At 61.5% G+C, this 23,229-nt stretch carries 23 protein-coding genes; 4 read left to right on the top strand and 19 right to left on the bottom strand.

What is annotated here, in order from left to right; genetic code table 11:
* Positions 1 to 18: 18 nt before the first annotated feature.
* The gene (gene murJ / locus JW929_02460; protein MBN1438246.1) at positions 19 to 1,323 is read right to left on the bottom strand and encodes a murein biosynthesis integral membrane protein MurJ; all 1,305 of its coding nucleotides are present in this window, start codon (positions 1,321 to 1,323) and stop codon (positions 19 to 21) included.
* Positions 1,320 to 2,591, bottom strand: a complete 1,272-nt coding sequence (locus JW929_02465) for a C39 family peptidase (GenBank protein ID MBN1438247.1) — start codon at positions 2,589 to 2,591, stop codon at positions 1,320 to 1,322. Before JW929_02465 ends, murJ begins: the two co-directional genes overlap by 4 nt.
* 321 nt (positions 2,592 to 2,912) lie before the next feature.
* Here JW929_02465 and JW929_02470 point away from each other — a divergent pair, with 321 nt between their 5' ends.
* Entirely contained in the window at positions 2,913 to 3,158 is a 246-nt protein-coding gene (locus tag JW929_02470) for a hypothetical protein (GenBank protein MBN1438248.1), read from the top strand.
* Positions 3,159 to 3,476: 318 nt separating this feature from the next.
* Here JW929_02470 and JW929_02475 read toward each other — a convergent pair whose 3' ends face one another.
* From JW929_02475 to JW929_02510, 8 genes are all read right to left on the bottom strand, one after another.
* Positions 3,477 to 4,199, bottom strand: coding sequence for a hypothetical protein (locus JW929_02475; protein MBN1438249.1), 723 nt, complete (start codon positions 4,197 to 4,199; stop codon positions 3,477 to 3,479).
* Between the two features lie 253 nt (positions 4,200 to 4,452).
* Positions 4,453 to 6,651, bottom strand: coding sequence for a bifunctional alpha,alpha-trehalose-phosphate synthase (UDP-forming)/trehalose-phosphatase (locus tag JW929_02480; GenBank protein MBN1438250.1), 2,199 nt, complete (start codon positions 6,649 to 6,651; stop codon positions 4,453 to 4,455).
* A 1-nt stretch (position 6,652) separates the two neighbouring features.
* Complete coding sequence (locus JW929_02485) at positions 6,653 to 7,921, bottom strand: glycosyltransferase family 4 protein (GenBank protein ID MBN1438251.1); 1,269 nt, start codon at positions 7,919 to 7,921, stop codon at positions 6,653 to 6,655.
* A complete protein-coding gene (locus JW929_02490; protein MBN1438252.1) occupies positions 7,918 to 9,711 on the bottom strand; it encodes a hypothetical protein in 1,794 nt (597 codons plus the stop codon). Before JW929_02490 ends, JW929_02485 begins: the two co-directional genes overlap by 4 nt.
* Positions 9,712 to 10,075: 364 nt before the next feature.
* Positions 10,076 to 10,912, bottom strand: coding sequence for an AAC(3) family N-acetyltransferase (locus JW929_02495; protein MBN1438253.1), 837 nt, complete (start codon positions 10,910 to 10,912; stop codon positions 10,076 to 10,078).
* Positions 10,913 to 10,926: 14 nt separating this feature from the next.
* Positions 10,927 to 11,766: a pyrroline-5-carboxylate reductase gene (locus JW929_02500; GenBank protein ID MBN1438254.1), complete on the bottom strand. Its 840-nt coding sequence runs from the start codon at positions 11,764 to 11,766 to the stop codon at positions 10,927 to 10,929.
* The gene (surE, locus tag JW929_02505; protein ID MBN1438255.1) at positions 11,759 to 12,556 is read right to left on the bottom strand and encodes a 5'/3'-nucleotidase SurE; all 798 of its coding nucleotides are present in this window, start codon (positions 12,554 to 12,556) and stop codon (positions 11,759 to 11,761) included. The genes JW929_02500 and surE overlap by 8 nt, the downstream gene beginning before the upstream one ends.
* On the bottom strand, positions 12,553 to 13,227 hold the full coding sequence (locus JW929_02510) for a GNAT family N-acetyltransferase (protein ID MBN1438256.1): 675 nt from the start codon (positions 13,225 to 13,227) through the stop codon (positions 12,553 to 12,555). The genes surE and JW929_02510 overlap by 4 nt, the downstream gene beginning before the upstream one ends.
* 212 nt (positions 13,228 to 13,439) lie before the next feature.
* Between JW929_02510 and lipA the strand changes: the two genes are divergently transcribed.
* On the top strand, positions 13,440 to 14,375 hold the full coding sequence (gene lipA, locus JW929_02515) for a lipoyl synthase (GenBank protein MBN1438257.1): 936 nt from the start codon (positions 13,440 to 13,442) through the stop codon (positions 14,373 to 14,375).
* Positions 14,376 to 14,411: 36 nt separating this feature from the next.
* Here lipA and JW929_02520 read toward each other — a convergent pair whose 3' ends face one another.
* From JW929_02520 to JW929_02555, 8 genes are all read right to left on the bottom strand, one after another.
* Complete coding sequence (locus tag JW929_02520; protein ID MBN1438258.1) at positions 14,412 to 15,503, bottom strand: ABC transporter permease; 1,092 nt, start codon at positions 15,501 to 15,503, stop codon at positions 14,412 to 14,414.
* Positions 15,500 to 16,348, bottom strand: a complete 849-nt coding sequence (locus JW929_02525) for an ABC transporter ATP-binding protein (GenBank protein ID MBN1438259.1) — start codon at positions 16,346 to 16,348, stop codon at positions 15,500 to 15,502. Before JW929_02525 ends, JW929_02520 begins: the two co-directional genes overlap by 4 nt.
* Positions 16,349 to 16,840: 492 nt before the next feature.
* Entirely contained in the window at positions 16,841 to 17,164 is a 324-nt protein-coding gene (locus JW929_02530; protein MBN1438260.1) for a transcriptional regulator, read from the bottom strand.
* On the bottom strand, positions 17,157 to 17,780 hold the full coding sequence (locus tag JW929_02535; GenBank protein MBN1438261.1) for a hypothetical protein: 624 nt from the start codon (positions 17,778 to 17,780) through the stop codon (positions 17,157 to 17,159). The genes JW929_02530 and JW929_02535 overlap by 8 nt, the downstream gene beginning before the upstream one ends.
* Positions 17,781 to 17,856: 76 nt before the next feature.
* Positions 17,857 to 18,537 carry a hypothetical protein gene (locus tag JW929_02540; GenBank protein MBN1438262.1) on the bottom strand — a complete coding sequence of 227 codons (681 nt, stop codon included), beginning with the start codon at positions 18,535 to 18,537 and terminating at the stop codon, positions 17,857 to 17,859.
* A 137-nt stretch (positions 18,538 to 18,674) separates the two neighbouring features.
* Positions 18,675 to 19,283: a hypothetical protein gene (locus JW929_02545; GenBank protein ID MBN1438263.1), complete on the bottom strand. Its 609-nt coding sequence runs from the start codon at positions 19,281 to 19,283 to the stop codon at positions 18,675 to 18,677.
* A 109-nt stretch (positions 19,284 to 19,392) separates the two neighbouring features.
* Entirely contained in the window at positions 19,393 to 20,226 is an 834-nt protein-coding gene (locus JW929_02550) for a hypothetical protein (GenBank protein ID MBN1438264.1), read from the bottom strand.
* A 34-nt stretch (positions 20,227 to 20,260) separates the two neighbouring features.
* Positions 20,261 to 21,133: a hypothetical protein gene (locus JW929_02555; GenBank protein ID MBN1438265.1), complete on the bottom strand. Its 873-nt coding sequence runs from the start codon at positions 21,131 to 21,133 to the stop codon at positions 20,261 to 20,263.
* Between the two features lie 354 nt (positions 21,134 to 21,487).
* On the opposite strand from JW929_02555, the gene JW929_02560 reads away from it, so the two are divergent.
* Positions 21,488 to 21,748 carry a stage V sporulation protein S gene (locus tag JW929_02560; GenBank protein ID MBN1438266.1) on the top strand — a complete coding sequence of 87 codons (261 nt, stop codon included), beginning with the start codon at positions 21,488 to 21,490 and terminating at the stop codon, positions 21,746 to 21,748.
* 35 nt (positions 21,749 to 21,783) lie between these two features.
* On the opposite strand, the gene holB is transcribed toward JW929_02560, so the two are convergent.
* A complete protein-coding gene (gene holB / locus JW929_02565; protein MBN1438267.1) occupies positions 21,784 to 22,770 on the bottom strand; it encodes a DNA polymerase III subunit delta' in 987 nt (328 codons plus the stop codon).
* A 139-nt stretch (positions 22,771 to 22,909) separates the two neighbouring features.
* Between holB and JW929_02570 the strand changes: the two genes are divergently transcribed.
* Positions 22,910 to 23,209, top strand: a complete 300-nt coding sequence (locus tag JW929_02570; GenBank protein MBN1438268.1) for an HU family DNA-binding protein — start codon at positions 22,910 to 22,912, stop codon at positions 23,207 to 23,209.
* Positions 23,210 to 23,229 lie beyond the last annotated feature (20 nt).

Here is a 23,229-nt window from a genome sequence, read left to right on the forward strand (position 1 = left end):
GAGACGCCATCCGACGCTTCAAAGTATTGCCTCTCGCTTAAGCAGGATCAGTAAAAGAACCGCCTCAAAGGAATAGGCGCAGGTGTTGGCGATCGCGACTCCCAAGTAGCCGGACCGGGGCGTCAGCAGAAAGCAAAGGAGGATGAACAATATTGCGGTGGCGAACGCCGCGGCGAGGGGGGTCTTCGCATCCTGGCGGGCGTAAAACGAGCGGACGGCGGTTTCGATCAGGGCGTGGGCGGGCAGGCCGAGAAGAAAGATGCGCGCCGCGGCGGCCACCATCGCAGATCCCTCGGCCGTAAAAGCCCGGCCTTCGAAAACCAGCCGGACGGCAACTTCCATGAATGGAATTCCGAGGGCGAGGATCGGAAGCGTCATTGCCAGCGTAGAAGCGAAGGCGCGGCGGATTGTCCGGCGGAATTCCGCCTCCTGCCCGCGGCCGACCTGCTCGGCAAGGGTCGGCAGGAGGACCGTCCCCAGCGCGGATCCGAGAATCGTTTCAGGCACCTGCAGGATCAGCCAGCCATATGCCAACGCCGTGATCGCGCCGACTCCCAGGCCGGAAGCGAAGTTGTCGGTGGCGACGAAGATCGTCTGGATTGCGGCCACGGTCAGAATCCGCGGGCCCATCAATGCGGCGGCCTTGAGCACACCCGGAAAGCGCAAGTCGAGTGAAGGGGTCCACCGGAATTGAAAACGCCGCAGCGCCGGAATCTGGATCGCCAGATGCATCACCGCCCCGAGGATCGTTCCGTACGCCAAACCGTAAATCCCGTAAGCCGGGACAAGCACCAGCACGCCGATGATTAATCCGCAATTGTAGAGGATCGGCGCCAGCCCGGGCAGCAGGAAATGCTTGTGGGCTTGCAGGCTTCCCATCACCAATCCGCTGATCGAAAACACCAGCAGGGCGAACAGGTCGAGGCGCATCAGGCTGGCGGTCAGCGCCTGGTGTTCGGCGTCGAAGTTCGGCACCACGACGTGCGCGACAAACGAATCCGCGAAGACCGCCAATCCGGCGGCCAGCGCGGCGGTGACCAGGAACGCCCAGTTCGCCAAGCGCGAGAACAGCGCCCAGGCCGCTTGCCTTCCCTCGCGGTCGAGCGTCTCTGTCAACACGGGGATCACCGCCACGGCCATCGCGCCGCCGGAAATAAGCGCAAAGATCATGTCCGGGAGGTTGTTCGCGGCGTTAAAGGCGTCCAGCTGCGTGCCGACTCCAAACGTCCGGCCGATCAGAATCTGCCTGACAAGCGCAATCAGCTTGTCGGCGGCGAAGAGAAAACCGACGAGCAGAAACGAACGAACCAGGTTGGATTTCAAGCGACCTCTCCAAGCAGGGTGAGTTGTTCGAGCGCGGGGGCGAATCCGGGGTGGCGGACCAAAGCCTCGCGCCAATCGTCAATCGCTCCCGGGCGGTCCCCCAGCGCATACCGGGCCATACCCCTCCAATACCAGGATTCTTCCAGATTCTCTTGGACGTACAAGGTGGCGTTCGCCAGATCGACCACGTCCTGGTGGCGGCCGGAGTAATAATAGGCGAAGTAGGGTCCGGTCTGATACCACAGCATGCGCCAGGGCAACCCGATGTAGCGCGCCATATCATAGGCGTAGGCTGCGTCGACGTATTCCAGGCGGGCGACGTGAGCCGTTCCGAGGTTGAAGTAGGCGAACGCCTGGGCTTCGTCCTTCAGGGTCCCCGCCTCCAAGCGGGCCAGATCCAATGCTGCCAGACGGTTGTGATCGAGATCCGCATCCGGCCCCAGGATGCCCGCCAACTCCGCCTCCCGCTCCCGCGGATACACCACCAGGTAGAGGTAGTTGAACGTCCGCCAATCGTACATCAGGGCATCGTAGTCCACCGAATAATCGGGGCCGTGGTAGGAATCCTGTGTCAGAACCGCCCGCCGCGAGTCGTCGTAGCCCACCACCAGGGTGTAGTGTCCCATCCATCCCAGATCCGAACGACCCGGCACGACCAATCCCTTCTCAAGCAGCACCGGGAATCCGGCCGCGATCAATTGCCGCACATCCTCCAGCGTTCCGGCTGAGCGGAGGAAGACCCCGTACGCCGAGTTCTCCATAATGTAGCGTTCCAATTCGTACGCCATGACGTTCTTGTCTTCCCGGTTGGGCTTGACGGCATTGGCAATCCGGGTTTGGTTGCCGTCCCAGCCCCAAAAATTCAACAGCATCGAAAGGCTGGCCGGACCGCAGTTGTTCCATCCTTGAAATTCGTGCCCCTCGAAGGGCAGCCTGACCGCATTCGGGATCGCCGGCCTGGAAGCGGTCGGGGTGACGGTCGGCAGATCCTCCTCGGCGTCCGGAGACGCGGACGGTGGCGAAATCGTCGACTGCGCTTCGGCGATTTTAACCGCGGTAAGGGTGCTTTGGATCATCATCACGCGCGAGGGATCGGCCGTCGCAATCGTATCCGGATGCGGGAAGAAACAATCCCGAAGCCGGGCGCGCACCTCGTCAATCCGCCAGGCAAGCCGTTCGTTCACCGCCGGAATCTGATAAACCAACAGCGCCGTTTCCACCGCGATTATCGCGATCAGCGCCAGGGTTATGATCTTTCGGATCTTCATAAAGTACGTCCTGCGGACTCCGCCGGATCTCCGTGATTATACTGTCCGATATCCTAGGCCGTTGTGTTCCATGCCCGCGCAGAACCGCATATTTGTATCACACACGGAACCCGGTCGGTGAGGGGGTTGGCGCGCATCGGGTGATCGGAGGACAAACGCCGGTCGGGAATCGTGCGACTGTAAAAACGGCGTGCAACTCCCCGCTCGATGCGCTTTGGCCGAGTGCGGAAAGAGTCCTGACTTTTTGTTGGTCGATGCGGCCTCGGCCCGCCCGAGGGCTTGCCGGAGCGGATAGAGCCCTCTCTTTTTCTTCGGATAAGAATGGCGGCCTTATCCCCTTCGGCCGTTTGCAGCAACTACATCATCCAGGGCTTTTCTTCCCACTCCGGCGGGGAAGGTTTACCTTTTCTGAAATTTCTGTACTTGCGCAGTCTGTATATGCTGGTGAAAAAAAGCATCACCGGCGTTCTTGGTTTTTTTCTCCATCCCGGGGCCCGCCCTCGCGGAGCGGGGGGTGCTCGAAGCCGTGATTTAGTGATTTTTAATAATTCGACCGATGCCGCCTAACATCACCCTCAGCGAAGAACACGCAGAGGACAGGCACCGGGATGACGATCGCCGGCTGAGCAATTGTTAATTACTTCGTATCCATTCAGCCTCAGGAGGATTTAAAAGAAATCCTGCCCTTTTCCATCCTCACTCCTATCCCCTGTCCCTCCCCCCGCTCCGCTCGAGGACAGGCTTTCTCCCTCTTCTGACATAAGTCAGGAGAGGGGGAAGGGGGTGTGGGGGTTGGGGTTGGGAGTGTGGAAAGGGCAGGGCCGGGGGGCTGAGGAGATACATTTCTTTTATAAAGGCTGGGGCGGCGGATCGCGGCTCGGGTGATCAGTCCGGCGGATTTACCATCCGCCGAGCTTCCTCGCGCAATTGCGGATCGGGGATATCCGTGACGGAATAATACTCGACGCCGTCCACTTCAACGATGTTCCGTCCGGGGATCTGCACGACCGTTATCCGCTCCCGGGGATCACCGCGGCCGGCCTCCGGTCTTTCAACTTCCAGCGTTTCGAGCACCTGTCGAAGAAAGCCGTTCTCCGGTTGCCGGTTTGCCATCTCGGCTACCACCCGGCGCAGGATTGCTTGGCGCTCTTCGGCGGATCCGCTTTCCGCGTCCGCCGCCGCGGCCATCTGGACACGCTTGCCGACCTCGATAAGGGCGGACAGTTCCGGCATTACGCCGCACAGGATTTTTTGAAGCGGCGATTCCAATTCCTTCCCGAAAGGCACATTGGATCCGGCCGTCTTTAAAACAGCGTGGGCTTCCTCCCGTATCCGCGCCGATACGGGTTGTTGCGCGGCAACGGCCGGTATCTCTGCCCGCTCGTCCAACCATTGCCGGTACGATCCGGAAAGGTCAGGCGGATCGGATATATCCGCCCGGATCTTTTTCCGCTCCTTCGGCGCGGGAACGGTACTGCTCTCTCCGCGCCGCGTGCGGATTCCCCATAGGATCGTCGCCGCGAGCAGGAATAACAAAAGGACAAACCCGGCGGCGATCGCCGCAAGCATCACCGATGACATGAAGCCCTCCAGCTGCTTGTCCGGCAACGACCTTCGTGCGGATGGAGCAGGGGGCAGTCCACAAATCTTTCCCATTCCGGCGGTTTCGGAGCCGCCGTAAGCCATGGAACAGACTGCCCTGCTCGGCCGAGATGGAACCGCCTGCAATCCACGATTCGGATTCCCGGCGCCGCAGAATGAATCATATCATGGGAGCGGCATCCGCCTCCGCGGATGGAACGGGAACCATCGGACTCGTGTCTGTTCCCTCCTCCGGGGGCGGCAGGCGCCGGGATCGCTTTTAACCGCCCGACGTCCGATCCGGGGACCGGGCCGCCCAATCGAGAAACGCTTCCAGCCGTTCCCGGACCGCCTGGGGATTTTGCAAACGTATGAGCGCTCTGGTCTCCGGTTGACGAGATCCCACCACGACGGGGATTCCGCCCCGGCGCCGAACGGCGCCGAACGCTTCCTCATCCTTGTCGTCGTCCCCGAAATACACCGGCAACATTCGAGGGCTTCCATACCCATCCAGAAGCCAATCCACCGTACGGCGTTTGCTCGCGTTCGCCGGCGCCGCCTCAAGGAAGCGATCTCCGCCCAAGAGCCGAAAGTCCCTTCCATCGAGAAAGGTTTCGGCCGCAGCCCGGGCGGTTTTCAACACAACTTGGGCGTCCGCCTCATCGGCAAAGCGTGCGTGCAATGCCACCGCCATCCCTTTGTCTTCGATCAGGAAGCCCGCCCGATCTTTCGTCAGGTGTTTCCACTCGCGCGCAATCGTTTCCAACGCCGGCCTCAGGCGTTCCGTGTCCGGCCGCCGCAGGAGGGTTCCGTCCGCCGTTTGGATTTCAATCCCGTATGTTCCTGCCAGCATCAAGCCGTTGATGGGGAACATCCTCCGTAGGGACGACAGCGGGCGTCCGCTGAGGATGACCGGGCGGAACATCCCGTTGCCCGCCAGCCGCGATAGCAGGTCGAGCAACCCCCGGTCCGGCACGGCCTCCTCGGGCGAACGGGCAATCGGCACCAGCGTTCCGTCAAAATCCAGGAAAATCCAAACCCGGCCTCCTGTCTGCAGAGCGGACTTGATGGGTTCCATCCACGGCGATTGATCTCCGGCCGGCGTCCCCCGCATCGCGTCGAGGAATTCCTCCGTCCACCAGGCGATATCCTGCGCGCGGATCCGATCCTGCATCTTCCGCATCCGCCGCCGTTGTTCTTCGTTTGGCATCCGGATCGCCCGCTCCATGGCATCGGTCATCTCCTCGATGCTGTATGGATTGACCGGGATCGCCTCCGGAAGCTGTTTAGCCACCCCGGCGAACTCGCTGAGGATCAGGGCGCCGTCCCCGTCCAACCGCGAAGCGGCGAACTCCTTGGCCACCAGGTTCAATCCATCGCGCAGCGGGGTGATGAGCGCGACATCCGAAAGGCAGTAATACGCCACAAGATCGTTTAGGGTGAAGGAGCGGTAGAGGTATCGGATGGGGATCCATACGTCGTTGCTGAATCGGCCGTTGATCCGGCCGACGGTTTCGTCGATTTCCCGCTTCTTCTGCTGATAGGCGGTGACCGTCTGGCGCGATGGGGTGACGATCTGGATCAGGGTTACCGCCCCGATATATCCGGGATTCCGGTCCAGGAGGTTTTCCATGGCGCGGAGCCGCTCCAAGATCCCCTTGGTGTAATCCATGCGCTCGACTCCCAGCAGAACCACCTGCCCGGGAAGCGCTTGTTTCAATCCCTGCACCCGCTTCTGCACCCGCTCCTGCCGCGCCAGGCGTTCCACTCCCTGGTAGTCGATTCCGATCGGCCGGGCCATGACCCGCGTCCACCGGCCGGACCAATGGATGAATTCGCCGTCCACTTCCGCGCCCAGCAATTCGGCCGCCGCTTCGCGGAAATTTTCCGCGTATTCGGGAATGTGAAATCCGACCAATCCATTGGCCAGCAGGCCTTCAAGCAATTGCCTGCGCCAGGGGAAGGTTCGAAAGATTTCGGGCGGCGGGAAGGGGATGTGCCAGAAGAACGCCAGGCGCGCAGTCGGACGGTCGGCCCGAAGAAACCGCGGGACAAGCGCCAATTGATAGTCGTGGACCCATACCAAGTCCCCCTCCTCCATTTCCGCCAGAGTCTCCGCGGCGAACAAACGGTTGACCTCTTCATACAATTTCCATTCGGCTGCGTCATAGCGAACCCGTCCGAGAAAGGAATGGCAAAGCGGCCACAAAGCTGAATTGGCAACCCCCCTGTAGAAACCCTGTTCCTGCTCGCGGGAAAGCCCAAGCTGGCGAAGGGTGAAGTTCGAACGTCCGGCGGTGTCCGGAAACCGTCCTTCGGGTTCTCCCCAAGCGACCCACACGCCGCCCTTTTGCATCATCATCGGAAGGACGGATGTCACCAGCCCGCCGATGTGCTTGTTCCGCTTAACGCCGGATTTAGTCCGCGCCAATTTAAAGGGGCCGCGGTTTGAAACCACAATCAGCTTTTCTCCGCTCATCTCATCGCCTCTTCGTTTCCCTTGCGGGGCAAACCAACTCCCGAATCGACCGGCAATATACGGCTTCCCAGGTTAACTCTCGGCGGATGCTCCGGCGAAGCCGGAATTCCTTATCGGCCGCCATCCAGTCCAGGATCCGCCGCGCCGCCTCCTCCGGCGTTCCGCCGGGATCAAGCACGTGAACGAGTTCCGGATCGATGTTCTCCATGGCGGGCATTCGCGAGGCGAACACCGCCCGGCCGGCCAATCCCGCCTCCAGGACCGGCATGCCGAAACCCTCCCGCAGACTTGGCATCAGCATCAGGTCGCACAACCTATACAACTCTCCCATCACACCGTCGTCCAATCCCGGCGAATCCGGTTTGGGAGGCAACTCCTCAAATAAGAAATAGGCCGCCCGATCCAAATTCAGATTCTTGCGCAAATCCTTGATCTGGCCGACATAGGTACGGATATCCGCCGCATGCGGATCCGGGGGCCCGCTGACGACCAACCTGGCTTCCACGCCGGCATCGCGCACGGCGGCCGTCAGCCGCAAGGCGAATTCGATGTTTTTCGCCCGGGTTATCCGGACCGGCATGAACAGGATCAGATCCGCCGAGGCCCAGCGTATACGCCCCGCAATCCGGCGGCCGGTTTCGGACAATCCCAACAGTGTTTCCGGATCGACGCCGTTGGGGATGATCCGGATCGATTCAGGCGGACACCGGAAGGTTTTCGCCAACAGGTCGCGCCGCGCGCCGGAGACCGCGGCGTAGGCAACCTGAGATCTTTTTTTCTTCAGCAGCGACCAGGGAAACCCCTCCTTCGGGGGGCTCTTCCGGGAGGGGCGGATATACCGGGAAAGGTCGTGGCACCAGGAGATCGCCCGCTTTCGCGGCCGGCGATCGAGCCACTCGTGCAAAGCCGCGGTCAACGGAAGGTTAAGGTGCAGGTGCATGACGTTATGCAGAATCACCACATCCGCCCACTCGAGGTGCGGGAACAGCGCCTCCCGGATTCGTCGTTGCAGCGCCGCAAAATCCGCGGCAGGCTCGCCGCGCAATAAATCCGCTAAAACCTTCCGGACCTCCGGATGTGCCGCATCCAATTCCCGCAGGATCACCTGCGAGGACGGGTCTCCCCGGCCCGCCAGTACGCGCACCGGATGACCGTCTTCGGCCAACAGGCGCTCATGCTGCGCCATGACCTTTTCCACGCCGCCGATAACCGGAAACGCGGTGTAATGCAGCAACAACACCCTGGGATTCGCCGCGCGCACGTCGCTCATCCCGCATTTCCTTCCCGCGATGCCCGGATTGCCAAATCCACAAAGACGGCGCTGGACCATCCGAACACCGATGCCGCGCGGGGGCAATTCCTACCGGTCTCAGGGTGGTAATACTCGTAGATGTCCTTGTTGCGCATGATCAGGTCGAGGGTTTTTTTGCGCAGCCGGCGCGCATCCCGAACGCAGCCGGCCTGCTCCAGCCCGAGGATGAACAGATAATTAATGTTCACCCAGGTGGGTCCGCGCCACATGACGGTCGGCGCGTACCGCGGGTCGTTTTTCGCCACCGACGGAATGGGATACTCCGTCCAGAATTCTTCCCGGCAAAAGAGGTGCCGGAGCAGTTCCCCTGCAATGGCGGCGGGCATCCTCCCCGTCAGCAGGGGGAACAGGCTGAAGGGCGTCAATACCCGGATCGGCTCATGGTTGCGCGTCGGCCAGAACACTCCCGAGCGCGGATCCCAAAAATGGCGGACGATATTGTCAGCCAGGGCCTCGGCCTGCGCTTCCCATTTCCTCCCTTCCTCGGCGAAACCCAGGGTGCGGGCGATCTTCGCCAGGGCATCCATGCTCATCACCAAATACGTGTTCAGATCCGGCGATTCAACCGGCATTCCCCGGTCCCAGATCGGACTGTCATCGAGTCCGGATGAGTAGGGGTGGTTGTATTGGGCAATACCGTCGCGGTCGTCGTCGTTTTTTTCAAACCACCACCGGTTCCAGCGGCAAAGCGGCTCGTAGATTTCGTCCAGGAAATCCCTGTCACCCGTCACCGAATGGAGCTGCCAGGCGGTCCAGGCGATCAGCGGGGGCTTCGTCACCTCCGCGACGGCCAAGGAATTCGGGAGAGGCATCTCGGTGACGACGCCCTCGTCATGGACCGCATCCGGTATCATGCCGTCTTCGCGTTGATGATCCAGCATGATCCGCAGCTGATTTTCCGCGAGAGTCCGGTCCACATGCCGGTAGGCCAGCGCGTGGAAGAAGGAATCCCATTGCCAAGCGCCGATGTATTGGGTTTTGGAGGGGATCATCGCCTCGCGGGTCAGAAAGAACCGCGAGTGAATCAACCCCGCCCGCAAAACCCACCATGCATAATAATAGTGGGGACGATAGCAGTCTTTCACGGGCGGGACGCCGGCAAACCATTCGTGCCACCGGCGCTCCGCCTCCCTCAGGACGCCGTTGGCCGGCGGCACGCTGCGATTCAGGCCGAGGCGGGGCGTGATGTTGAGGGTCCATCCCGAATCCGCCTCCGACCGGATCCGCATCCGCACGCGGATGCAGCCGTCGGAATCTCCGTTGATGTCATTGGAAAGCACGCGCGCGTTGGTCGTGTAAGCGACGTTCCGGTGGTTCCGCCGGTGTTCCGGATCCCCTCGGAACTGTCCCCCGCGCCGGTCCGGAGAACCCTCGCCGGCCAACACCCGGAAGGTGATAATAAACTCCCCATCCGGCAGCCTTAAGAACAGGGTTTCGTCATCCGAAAATGCCAGCCAGAATTCCCCCCGGCGGGTGTCGATATCTATTGCCTGCGGGAAGGCCGTCGGCCGGATTTCCAGCGGTGTGCCGCTTGCATCCGAGATGGTAAGGCCGTCCACCATCGGCGTCCGCTGATGATAGTCGCCCACTTCCTGTTCCCATTTTGCCCAGCGTTCCGCCAGGCGAATTGCCAGGGAATTCCCCTTCCGGAAGACCAGCAGACGCGAGCCGCGGTCGGTGAACGGAGCGCTTTCGAGGTTGATCCTCCCCTTTAAAGTCTGTAAAAACGGCGATCGGATTTTTCTCATTAGGTATTCGTTCGTATGTTCGACTCCTTTGCAGGATTTTTCCCTCCCGCGGTATGGCAGTGTTCAGTCGACGGAACGCGCGGTGTGCCGAGGACGGCCGTATCCCATTCCCGGAATCCGGCGGCGGAAAAAATCCCTTCCCGTTGGGGTATGAAACAGCTGGGGGTTTGTTCCTGGTGCCTGCCGAGGCTAAAAGCCGTACGCGGAAACGGGCCGTGCTCGAGGGAATGGATGATGATAACGGAATCAGTCTTGCTTTTCTATTTTAATATCATCATACCATAGGAGGTGGGGGAATCCAATCGCAATCCGATATCGGTATCCACGTTGCGTTATCGGCATGGGTTTGAACGGTGGAGCGGGGTCATGCCCCCTCGGAGGAGCGCAGCTTGGCGGCCTTCCGTACGGACATGCAAAACGGGCATTTTGGATCCCGGCACAACAACGCCTGCGGATCCTCCCGGATCCAGGCGGCGGCGGTGTTGAGGAGGTCCCGCAGCGGAATCCGGGTGACGGGGAAGGATCCGATCTTGGTCGACCGCATCACGCCGGCAAGTTTCGCATCGATCGCGCCAAAGCCCCGCGAACATCCGGGAAATCCCGGACACTCCACCACCCCGTCGGGAGTCAGCGCCCAGCGGATGAACTGCCGCCTTCCGGCGCGCCGCTCCGCCAGGTGCAGCGCCGCGTTGGCCGGCGGATCGGATCCCAGAACGACCACGTCCCCGCCCGCTTTCGCCAAGGCGTCGATCGGAGCGAACGGATCTTCCATCGTCTGCATTTTCAAAATGTCTTCGGCCCCCAGCCCGGCAAACGACAGAATTGGGTGATCCGAACGCGTAGCGGCTTCCATCCGGCGGAGATTTTCAGGCAGCGGGCCGAGCAGCGGGGAAACCCGGATCGAGGGCCGGTAGAAATCCGCCTCGACGCTCGCCGCGCTCGCCTCGGGATAATCCACCGCGTTGTCTTCCGGGCCCTCCGCCGGATACACCATCGTTTGGTAGGTAAACGCCGGGACGATCACCGTTTTACAGGAAGCGGCCAGCGCCGCCGTCAGCGCCGCCGCCCCGCCGCGAATGCTTTCCGGAATCTGGGTCGGACCGATCGCCATCACCCGCGATCCGCCTTCCAACCCGATCCGGCGGAACGCCAGGAGAATATCCCGATAACCGAAAGCACCCGTCCGTCTGCGCGCGGTCATGGCTCTTGCGGGAATCAGCCCGGCTTCGATCCCGGAATCGGGCCGGATCCCAACTCCAGCGAGCGCTGATGTGCGGCTTGAACCGCCCGCCGGACAACATTGCGGAATTCGTCCCGTTCGAAGGAGCGCAAGGCCGCCTCGGTGGTTCCGCCCGGCGAGGCGACCTGTTTCCGCAGTTGGGCCAGATCCGATTCCGCGCCCAACGCGTATTCCGCGGCTCCCCGGACGGTTTGCAGCACCAGCTGCTTGGCCAGATCGGGCTCGAATCCCAACCCGACCCCGGCATCGACCAGCGCCTCCATGAACAGAAACGCGTACGCCGGTCCGGATCCGGAGACCGCGGTGACGGCATCGAGCAGGTTTTCCCCCTCCACGTACACTTCGGCGCCCAGGGCGCCGAGCAGTTCCTTGGCCTTGGCGCGCTGGTTTTCGGTGACGGCGGGGGAGGCCGTCCAGGCCGTCACGCCCCGGCCGATTTGCGCGGGAGTGTTGGGCATCGAACGAACCACGGAAGCATGCCTCAGACCGTCGCACAACGTGGCGATCCGCGCGCCGGCGATGATCGAAAGGACCAGGGCATCCTGTGGTACGCCGCCCGAAAGGGCGGGGAGAACCTGCGGGAGAATCTGCGGTTTCACCGAAAGCACAACCGTATCCGCCCCATCGAGCGCCGCGCGGTTGTCGATGGAAAAACCCACTCCGTAGCGTTCGCGGAGCTCCCGGCCGCGCTCGGGTCGTATGTCGGCGGCGACGATCCGCGCCGGGTCGATCAGCTTGCGGTCCGTCAGACCCCGGATGATCGCTTCGGCCATCACCCCGGCCCCGATAAAGGCCACGGTGCTGTTTTCAAGCATCTTTTCCACCTCCCGCCGTCTGTTCCTCCCAGCGCCACGCTTGCATGGAACGCAGGGTGTCGTACGCGGTCAGATCCAGCTGCACCGGCGTGATCGAGATATACCCCTTGGTGACAGCCCAAAAATCCGAATCCTCCTCCAGGATCCCATCCGGCGGCCCGCCGCCGATCCAGTAGTACGGCTTCCCGCGCGGATCCATCCGGGTGATCAGTTCGTCGCGATAGACCCGCAAGCCCAGCTTGGTGATCCGCACCCCGCGAACGGCGTCCTCCGCCAGGTTCGGGATGTTGACATTGAGCAGAATTCCTTCCGGGAGCGTATTGCGCAGGACGGCCGCCACGGCGCGGGCGGTGAACCTCGCCGCGGGCAGGTAGGCGTCCTCCGTCGCGGTGTCCTGAACGCAAAGCGACACGGCGATCCCCGGCGCGCCGTTGATCACCGCCTCCATCGCCGCGGTCACCGTCCCCGAGTAGGTGAGGTCATACCCCAGATTGGGACCGGTGTTGATCCCGGAGACGACGATATCCACGCGGATCGGCACCAATCCGAGCATCGCCAAGGCGACGCAATCGGACGGAGCGCCGCTGGTGACGATCGCCGGCGATCCGTCCGAAAGCCTGGCGGCCCACGCGCGGAGCGGTTTGTGGAGGGTTTTCACATGCCCGCCGGCCGACCAGTTATGTTCCGGGACGCAGACGGTCACATCGCCGACGGCGCGCAGGGCGTCCGCCAGCACAGGCAGGCCGGGCGCGTGCACCCCGTCGTCGTTGGTGACCAGGATATGGGTCATGTCGCCGGTTTGCCTTTCCGCGAAGCGCGTCCGCCGTCGAGCGGCTTTATCATCCGGTGGAAGCCCGCATATTGTACGCCCGGCGCTCGCAGTTTTGTCTCATAGCGCAGATCCTCGCAATACCCCTCCCTCAGGTAAAACCGCAGCGCGGCCGTGTTGTGCAGCATCACCGACAGCGAACAAGTTCCGATTCCACGCTCGCGCGCCTGCCGCTCGGCTTCGCGGAGCAAGCCGGCGCCGATCCCGCGGTTGCGGTGCGCCGAAGCGACGGCCAGCGTGTTGATATAAAACTCACCCCGCTTTGCGTCCGGCTCGAAAGCCAGAGGCCAAGCCCTGCGAATGCCGCGGATCGTAGACCGCAAACCTAAAGTTTTTAAGCAGGCGAGGAAAATACCGACTCCCGCCCGCTGGAGTTCCTCCGCCGGCAAGGCCTGCAGGAGGCCAACGACCTCATTCCCTTCTTCCGCCAGCGTGGTGTACTGATAGGAAAACAAGTGGCTTTTTTCGGGGAACAATATCGTAAGGATCCGGATGGTCCCTTCCGGACCGGTTTGCCCGAACACGTAGTCCCCCAGCGAAAGCGCGGTCTCGTAGATCAACGCCGCCGCCGGAACCGCATCTTCCGGTACGGCGGTCCGCAGGGAGACAGAGTTGTTCGCAAACGGCGCCATTCCGATATTGTATCCCAAGCCGGCGCATCGGAGCCGCCGCTTTTTCCACGAAAGGCGCGAAGGGAAATCCGCATATCACCGAGACGCCGAGGTTTATCATGCTTGGCGTTTTTCGGAATTTCTTGGATTACCCTTCCCGCCCCCCGTCGAAAAAACCAATATTGTCTTTCCCCGCGAAGCGCATTACACTCCCGCGCAAGGAGGCTTTGCGCATGGCCGAACCCAATCGCGGCCGGATCCGGCCGCCCTCAGGAAGCGAACTTCCCCGCCCTCGCCGTCGGCCGGAATGGATCCGCCTGTCCAAACCTCCCGAGGAGCAGGTGCAAGCGCTGCGTTCGCTCATGCGTGGCGCTTCCCTGCATACGGTTTGCGAAGAGGCGATGTGCCCCAATCTCGGCGAATGCTGGAGCCGCGGCACCGCCACCTTCCTCCTGCTGGGAGACGTGTGCACCCGCGCCTGCCGTTTCTGCGACGTCAAACACGGGCGTCCCGGCCCGTTGGATCCCGCCGAACCGGAGCGGGTGGCCCGCGCGGCGGAGGCGATGAACCTGCGCCACGTGGTGATCACCTCGGTGAACCGCGACGATCAGCCGGACGGCGGAGCGGCTTTCTTCGCGGAAACGATTCGCCGCGTCCGCGGCGCGCTTCCGGAATGCACAATCGAAGTCCTGATCCCGGACTTCAAAGGCGATCCCTCTTCGTTGCAGACCGTGTTGGCCGAGTCTCCGGAGATCCTTAATCACAACATCGAGACGGTTCCGCGTTTGTTCCGCGCGATCCAGCCGCAGGACCGCTACGAATGGGCGGAGGCCGTTTTGCGGGGCGCCAAGCGGTTCCATCCGCAACAAATCACCAAATCCGGAATCATGGTCGGTCTGGGAGAAACGTTCGATGAAGTGGTCGCCATGATGCGCGAGCTGCGCGCGTGGGGCGTGGACATCCTGACGGTCGGCCAGTACCTGCAACCCTCACGGCGCCATCTGCCAGTGGAACGCTATTACCCGCCGGAGGAATTCGCCGAACTTAAACGGATCGGGCTGGAAGAGCTGGCCTTCCGCTGGGTCGAATCATCCCCCTTGGTGCGGTCCTCCTACCGCGCCGACGCCCAAGCGGCCGCGCTCGCGCCCAGGCGCCCGAAGACCGTTTGACCCGGCCGCGGCACCCCGTGAACCGCACCTTCCCAATCACGCTTCCTGGCGCCGCATCGCCCAGACCACGATCCCGAACAGCGCCGCCGTACAAGCCGCGAGGTAGAGGAGTCGGACTGCGGCATCCAACGGAGCGACCTGTCCGGCGATGGATTGTCCGAGCATCTCCACCAAGTAATACGTCGGGACGGCCCGCAGGGCGGATTCCAAAAAGGTGGGCAGCTCCAATACGCTCAGCCAGCTGGGGGCCAGCAGAATCAACACGACCACGGTCGACCAGGTGTTGACCTGCATCGTGGCATGGAGCAGGGTTCCCATCAGCAAGCCCGTCAAAACCATGAACAGCGCCCCTACCAGCAACGCCAGGAAGGTCACCGGCCAAGCACCGGTCCATCCCCGGTTGAGCGCCACCAAAACCGCCGCTCCAAGGCCGGAGTAGATCAATCCGGTGAGGGCTTTGCCCGCCGCGATTTCCGCAGGTGTGATCGGCGCGACCAGCAGGAATTCCATGGTGTGTTTCTCTTTTTCCTCCACCATGAGCAAGGGCACCACAAAACTGCCGGTCATGGTCAACGACATGACCAGGAACATCACAAGCAAATACCAATCCATCCGGAAGCCCTCCTTGCGGAAACCCTCCTCCCGGGCCGCCTCCGGCCGATCGGGAATTTGCGACCAGACGATTTCCACCGGCTCCGAATCCGTCTTCATCGCCCAGACCTGCCGAATTAAGATCTCGCGAAAGAGCGCCAACTCACCGCCGCCTTTGTTCCCGTTCAACCAGACCGTCAATTTCGGCCGACGGCCGAGATCCACATCGGAATCGAAACCCGCCGGGACCGCGATTCCTCCGACCGCTTCCCCGTCCACTTCCTCCGACAGCCGATCCTGCGATTCGACCACCACAAGGGTCAGGTTCGGGACGGCTCGCAGGCATTCCGTCAGGCGGGACCCGCCGGCGTCGAACACCGCCACCCGCAATGCGTCCATATTCGAAATCCGGCCGAAGACCAGTTGGAAGACAACCGACATTCCGACCGGCAAAATCAGGCTCATCAGCAGGTAGCGGTTTTTCACCGCGTCGAGAATATCCTTCCAGGCGATCGCCAAAACGGCTTGGGCGTTCATGCATCCAGTCCTTTCCCGGTCAGGCGGATGAAAACCTCCTCCAAGGTCGCCTCCGCTGAGTGTACGGTGAGGATTTCCCCCCGCGCCGCCCAGTCGCCGAGGCGTTTCCCATCTTCCGGATCGTCCAGCCGGGCCGTCCGGGAGGAGCCGTCCTTGCACAGGATTCGGACCCGGCGTTCCCCGTGGGCGATCTTGAAGTTTTGTGGAGTGTCGATGGCCACGATCCGCCCTTCGTTGAGGAAGGCCATCCTCTGGCAAAGCTGATCGGCCTCCTCCATATAGTGCGTCGTCAGAAGTATAGTCACCCCCTGGTCGGCAAGTTCCCTCACCAAATCCCGGATTTGACGCGCTGCGGTCGGATCCAACCCCTTGGTCGGCTCGTCCAGGAAGAGGATCTTCGGCCGGTGCACCAGCGCTCGGGCGATCAGAAGCCGCTGTTTCATCCCGTTGGAATAACTGTGGATTGCGTCCTTCGCCCTATCCTCCAACCCGACCTTTTCCAAAATCTCCCGGATTCGGCCGCGGCGGCAGCCGAACAACCGGGCGGCGAAAACGAGATTCTCCCCGCCCGTCATGCGTTCGTACAAATTTTGGTGTTCGAAGACCACGCCGATCTGAGCTTTTAGCGCCTGCCGGCCGCTCACCACATCGCATCCGGCCACCCGGGCTTCTCCGGCGGTTGGATGCAATTGTCCGGTCAGCATCCGGATCGTGGTGGTTTTCCCGGCGCCGTTGGGACCGAGCAGCCCGAAGACTTCGCCCTCCGGAACGGAAAAGCTGACATCCTGGACCGCGCGCCGGCCGGAAAACCATCGATTCAGCTTGATCGCATCGATTGCGTTCATTCTGGTCCTCCGCTACCGCAGTCCCCCGTCCGCCGGATACAAAAGGCCTGTATCTCCTCAGCCTCCCGTGCTTTCCTCACCCCCAACCCCGGCTCCCTCGCCTCGCTTTCCCTCGCTAGGCTCGGGACGGACCGCTCGCGGCCACGGGAATGAATATGTGCATGATTACGCATTTCCTCAGCCTTCCCCTCATCCTCCCTTCGGGCACGCTCTCCCAGCCCCGCATCTTCGGATGAAGTCAAGTATTTATTCGAAGCCTCCATCTTAAGCGATGGACTGGGAGAAGGTATCCCGGAAGGCCTGTCCCGTGCTCCGCGCGGGACAGTGACGGGAGGATGGGATGAGGTGAGAAAAATGGAACGGGGTTTCAGCGATTTTTCCAATCCTTACCTCAGGCGGAGAAAATACTTGATTTCTTTTTATGATTGAATTCGCTGAGCAGGCAAAAAATGTTCCCGGACGATGGCATCCGGCGGGACTCACGCCCCAGCGCTATTCCTTTTTCCACTCCCTGGCTTTCCCTCCGAGCTGGTCAAGCTTTTTCCAATGCTCGCGGACGGCCTTGCGGCCTTGTTCGGAGATCTCAATCCGCGTGTTCGGTCGCTTGTCGACGAACTGCTTTTCCACGCGCACCAAGCCCGCCTCCTCCAGTTTGGAAATGTGGCTGGAAAGATTTCCCCCGCTCATCCCCGTCAGGCGCTGCAGGAAGAGAAAATCCGCTGATTTGCACGACGCGAGCGCCGTGAGAATCGCCAGCCGCGAAGGCTCGTGGATCAGGCGGTCGAGCCCGGCCAATTCCTCAAACAGGTTATCCATGGGAGGCCTCCCCGGCCGGTGGCATCGACCGGACCAGATAGAGATGCCCCGCCAGGCCGTATACGATAATGACGAGCCCGCTGATCGCGTATACCAGGAAGAAGGGATCGCGCAAGCCTAACGAAGCCAGCGTCTGTTCTCCAATCAGCGTCAGGAAGGCCGAGAGGGCGACCGCCGCGATGCACAGCAGCCCGACCGGGAATATGGCCAGATTGTTCACGCCGGCCAAGCGCAGCATCCGGACGTAGTCCAGAAGCAATCCCAGGGCAAAGACAAGTGCGAATAGGGAAATCGGAATTCCCAAAGATACATCCGCCCAAAATGCGGCGATTCCAACAACGGAAAACGCGGTCGACAGGAGGACGTCCACCCATTTCGCGTGCGAAGACGGCTCCACCCGGCCGTAGGTCCTGCGGTAATACCAATCGATGAATCCGTAAAGAAGGATTCCCGCGAACAGCCAGAGCAGGGGCAAGGTGAGATCCCGCGCCGGTCCTTCCTGCCCGTTGCTCCAGACAACCACCAGGAAAAGCAACAGGCCCGATGGAATGGCCTTCAATCCCTGCAGGCGGGAATAATTGACCGTTAGAAACCGGATTTTCTCCAAGGTAGACATTTTTCCTCCGTACGGCAATCCGTCCGATCCGTTCGGTTCGCAGGGAGAGTTCCTTCCATCCCAACCGACGGATCGATCAAACCGGTTGTCTTTGGATTTCCTTCGCGGCGGGCGACAGGAAACGGACCATGAAGAAATGTTCCATCACCCCGTAGAGCGCATACAGGACGCCGACCGTAGCGTAAACAAAGGAGATACTTGACCGGAGATGGAACGCTCCAAAAACCTTATCCCCCAACAGCGGAAGGAATGCCGGGTTGACCCCCCCCCAACCGAACGTGCCGAAGGTGTTTTCTCCGAAAAGGGGAAGAAACGCCGAGAGAAAAACCAAGGCGATGCACACCAGTCCGGCCGGAAAGAGAAACGGATTCTTAACGCCCGCCTGCCGGACCATCCACATTTGAGACCATAGCATGGTCAGCGCGAAAGCGATTGCAAATACGGAAACCGGGATCAGATTCCATGTGTCAAATACGACTCCGGCCATCGCAACCGCCATAACCGCAAAGGTTAATAGGCTATATTCCCTTCGGAATTCCTTTGTGGCTTCCACCCGCCCGTATGTCCTCTGATAATAAATGTGTGCGCATACAGACAGAACGATCAACAAAATCGGTATGAGCAGGTCGGGAGTGAATTCCTCTATCGCACCCTCTGCGAAGACATACGAAAGACACATGCCGATCGGGACAGCCCGAAGCCCATACAAGACCGAAAAATTGGTCGCGATAAACCGGATGTTTTCCAGGTTGGTCATTCTTCCTCCTAAAAAAACGTTCCTTCATCCGCATGGCATTTTTAATTCCGAATGCGTCGGCCGATGCATCAGGCAAGAAATCCGGCTTTTCCGGAAAGCGAACCGGTTGCTCCGGTTCGCGCATCCCTTCAAGCGTTTTATCGCCGGGCAGCTTCTTCCGCGGGCGCCGGCAGCGAGCGAGCCAGGAAGAAGTGCTCCAACACCCCGTACAACGCATACAGGATTCCGATCGCCGCCCCGACCAGATTCAATCCCGCTGCGAATCCCAGCCGGCCGATCGTCTCCTCCCCTAATAGCGGCAGGAACGCCGAACAAAAAACCAGCGCGATGCATATCCATCCGCCGGGGAAGATCGTCCAATCCCAACCGCCGGCCTGTCGGACCATCCAAGCTTGGGTCCACAGCATGATCGATGCGAACGCGAGTCCGACCATGGAGATCGGCGGGCGGAAGTATGCGTCCGCGGCGAACCCCGCGACCGCTACCGCCATCACAGCCAGGGACAGCCGGTAATATTGCTGTTTATATTCCTTGGTTGCTTCCACCCATCCGAATGTTTTCCGATAATGCCGGTGCATGAAGGCGTACAGCGCGATCAGGGCGGGAAGGAGGAGAATATCCATCGTACAGTTCCCGGGCTCTTTGATGAAAACATAGAAAGCGAGCAATCCGACCGGGACGGCTTTCAATCCCTGCAATTCCGGCAGGTTAGCCGCTAAATATCGGATTTTCTGCAAATCTGCCATTTTTACTCCCGATTACAAATAATTTTGCACTACAAACTTATTTAGAATATAACTCTATTTGCGATTTTGTCAAGAGGGATTTGCTTTTGTAGCGGGGGTGCAAGCCGTCCTACGGAGATTCGTTCAGCGCATATACGGAAAAATCGTCAAATCCGACCGAGAAAACGCCGCTCTTGTCGGTGCGTATGAACAACCCCGCACCGCCCGAATCGCTCATCGGGTCCTGCCCGGCGAAGACCTCGATCCCGCCGACGAAGAAGCGGAAGAGCCGGCCCTGGATGAGCACCCCGATGCGATTGGTCGCCGGCGCGCCCTGCAGCAGGCCGAGGGTTTCCCGCCAGGCGCTCGGCCCATCCAAGGATGTTCCCTTGTACCGCTCGAAGCGCAGCTGGCCGAAGCAGGTGACGGCGTAGCGGTAGCTATATTCCTTGCCGTTGCGGAAAATAATCCCGAAGGTTTCCCATCCCTCCCCGCAGAGCAGGGTTTGAACAGTCGCCTCGATATATACGTCTGCCGGAAACACGACGGATAATTCCGAGACCAGGGAGGTGTACGGGATTTTAAGCGCGAAAACCAGCATTCCGCTGGAAAAATCGACGGTTCCGGCGGAGGTCGTCGCCACACTCCATCCGGCGTCGGAATTATCGAGCGCGTCGTGGAAAATCCGCTGTCCGGCCTCGGCGGGTCGGAGGACATCGGGGGTAACGGTCGGGGGAATGGTCGCCGTTTCGGTGGGTTCCGCGGCGATGGTCGGGAGCAGGGACGCGAGCGGGAGTTCGGGCGTAACGGTCGCCGCGTTCGTCGGCCGGACGGTGGGCGTGATCATTTCAATCGTGCAAGCGGAGAGCATCCCGGCCGCGATCACGGCATAAAAAAACTCGGAGACCCTTATCCGGCGGAGCCTCTCCGCCTCAGGTTTGACAGCGCCCGTTTGGAAATTCATCCTCCGCTCCCGTCCGTCGGGAACCCGCATCCGCTCAGGGAAGCATCCAATAGGCGACCTTGCTGACTCTGACGGTGAAATTCACGGTGTTTACGGAGCCGACGAACAATCCGAACACCCCTTCGCCGAACGTCGGTTCGTTCAGGTCGGTTAGGAAATGGCCGTTGACGTACAACGACAGGTGCGCGCCTTCCGCCATGAACCCGACGCGGTTGGTCTGGTTCGGACCGGCGAGGATGTACGCGCTCTTCGTCCAGTCCTTCAGGTAATGGAATTTGTCATCGATGTCGAAATCGAAGAAGCCGAAGGAGTAGTATCCATCGCACGAAACCTTAAACAGAAAGGCGGGGTTTTCCCCAGGCCCCGGTTGTCCCACAACCAGTCCGTAGCGATCGCGGCCGGAGCAGGCGTCGGGCACGGCGGTCATCTCCAGATAAAAATCGGTCAGCTTCCAGGCGGTCAAGGTCCATCCGTCGTAAGAATTGGCGTTCTTGGCGGTCATGACGAATTTGTGATCGACCACCGCGAAACGGACGCCGGAATCCTCGTAGAGGTACCAGTTGGTTCCGTCGGGGAAATCCGTCTGGTAGTCGGGAGCCCCGAGCGTCAGGGCCGGGTCGTCCGCCGGCGGCGTGAAGGACGGAGTAGGCGTGACTGTCGGCGTCACGGTCGGGGTGGCCGAAGGCGGTGGCGATCCGGTCGGCGTCACCGTCGGGAGTTCGTCCGGCGAACCGCCGCCGTCCGGCACCGGACCGATCGGCGTTCCCCCGGATTGCGTGAGGGCGGCGATCGAAGTGAGTTTCAACGCCACTTCGGTCCCCACTTGGTTTGTATCGGGCGCGGCGGTGGTCAGGCAGGCGGCCGTGAACAGCAGGCAGAGGAGAGTCAGTGGGAGTCGCTTCGTCATGGGGCCCTCTTCCACAGGATCAATCCGGGTTCGGCGTACCAGTATAATGTTCCCGTCCCGCAGGGGCAAGGGAAGGAACGCCGCAACGGGGAAGGACGGATGCGATCCGCGGATCCGTTGCGCCGCCCGCCCCTTATTATGCAACCGCGGATCGGATTGCCCGGCGGACACGGCCGATGCGTTCCGGTTCGTGGCGGCCTTCCCGCTCTCCGCCCCCGCTTGCGGCCCCGATCCCCGGTTTCCCCTCCGCCGGCGAAAGTGCCGTTTGCGCCGCCCGCCCTCCCTCCTATACAATCATTCTTGCGCGGAAGTTTGCTGCCGATCGGGCCGGGAACGGCCCGGGGAGGTGCCGCCATGGAGGTGATAAAGGTCTCGGCTGAATCCAAGACCAGCGCGGTGGCCGGCGCCATCGCCGGCGTGATGCGCGAACTCAAGCATGCGGAAGTCCAGGCCATCGGAGCTGGCGCGGTGAACCAAGCCGTGAAGGCCTGCGCGATCGCGCGAACCTACCTCGAGGGGGACGGAATGAATATCGTCTGCATCCCCTCATTTGTGGAAGTGGTCATCGACGGGAAAGAACGCACGGCGCTGCGCTTGGTCGTCGAGCCGCGCTAAGGAGGCCGGTCCGCCCGCGGGAGGCGGCGGCTTGCTCAGACCTTCGGCGCATCCAGGAAGGCGGCCTCCAGGGCCAGCCGCACATTGGCATTCCGGTCGATCTGTTCTTCCGCCCGGCGCAAGGCGGCCAGCCAATCCCGCGCTTGGCGCGGAAGGACGCGCCGGACGAGCTCGTCGATCTGCGAGCGAAAATCGACGTTGGCGATCTCGGCGTCTTGCGACAGCGTGCGGATCAGCAGGTCGTGCCCGAAGGATTCCCAGCATTGCAGGGCATTCCGCAAACGGTCGCGGTCGGCGGCCGCCTTTTCCGCGGCGGCGAACCGCGCGGCGCGGCCGCCCCTGAGAATCGCCGCCCACTCACGGAACAAGGCTTCGCGCTCGGCCGCCAGATCCTCCCAGGAAGCCTGCTCGACCGCCCATCCCAGCCGCCCGCCCGAAAGCCGCGCCAGCATTTCCGCCCGCCCGGTGGGCACCTGCCACCGGTCACGCAGAGCCTGCGCCACGGTTTGCTCACGCAGCGGGCGCAGGGCCAGCACCCGGCACCGCGACGGAATCGTCGGGAGCAACTCGTCGGCGCTTTCCGCCGTCAACAGAAGGATCGCGGATGGGGGAGGCTCTTCGATGGTCTTAAGCAGGGCGTTGGCCGCATTCGGAAGCGCTCGGTGGAAATCCGCCAACAGGGCGATGCGTCGCGCGGCCTCGGTCGGCTTCAGCATCACCGCGTGCGCGACCTCGCGGGCCGCGTCCACCAAGATGCGAGCGCCCGGCCCTTTCGGCTTCAGAAGGAATAGGTCCGGGTGCTTTTCCGCCCCGATCAGCCGGCAGGATCGGCAGGTGCCGCATAAGCCGCCTGCCTCGGGAGGGGCTTCGCAGTTCACCGCCCGGGCGAACTGCAGGGCGAGCGTCCGTTTCCCGATGCCATCCGCCCCGGTGAAAAGGTAGGCATGCGCCAGACGGCCGGAGGCGATGTCTTTGCGAAGCAGGTCGACCGCCCACTCGTGCCCGAAAAGGTCCCACGGCATGGGAGGAGTATACCATCCGCTTGCGCTCCTTCTTGTTTCCCACTTGCGGGAATCGAAAAAATCGCGTACATTTGAGCCCGTGAGAGGGGTCTTCCCCCGGACAACCATACCATTTGCATTTCAGAAAGGAGTTCCACCGATGGCTAAAGGATTGAGCAAGGCGGAATTCATTGGGAAACTGGCCGAGGTTACGAACCTGAGCAAGAAGGAAGCGGCTGCCTACCTCGAGGCCGTGGGGAAGATCGTAACCGAGGAATTAAAAACTCACGGCGAGGTCACTATCCCGGGATTGATTAAAGTCCGTGTGTCGATCCGGAAAGCCACTCCTGAGCGTGAACGGCTCAACCCCTTCACCAAGCAGATGCAAATGGTGCCGGCCAAACCCGAGCGGCGCGTGGTGAAAGCCGCGCCCGTTAAGGCCCTGAAAGAAATCCTCTGATCCGTCCGGCAAGCGTCAAA

The sequence above is a fragment of the Anaerolineales bacterium genome, assembly GCA_016928575.1.
Lineage (GTDB): Bacteria > Chloroflexota > Anaerolineae > Anaerolineales > RBG-16-64-43 > JAFGKK01.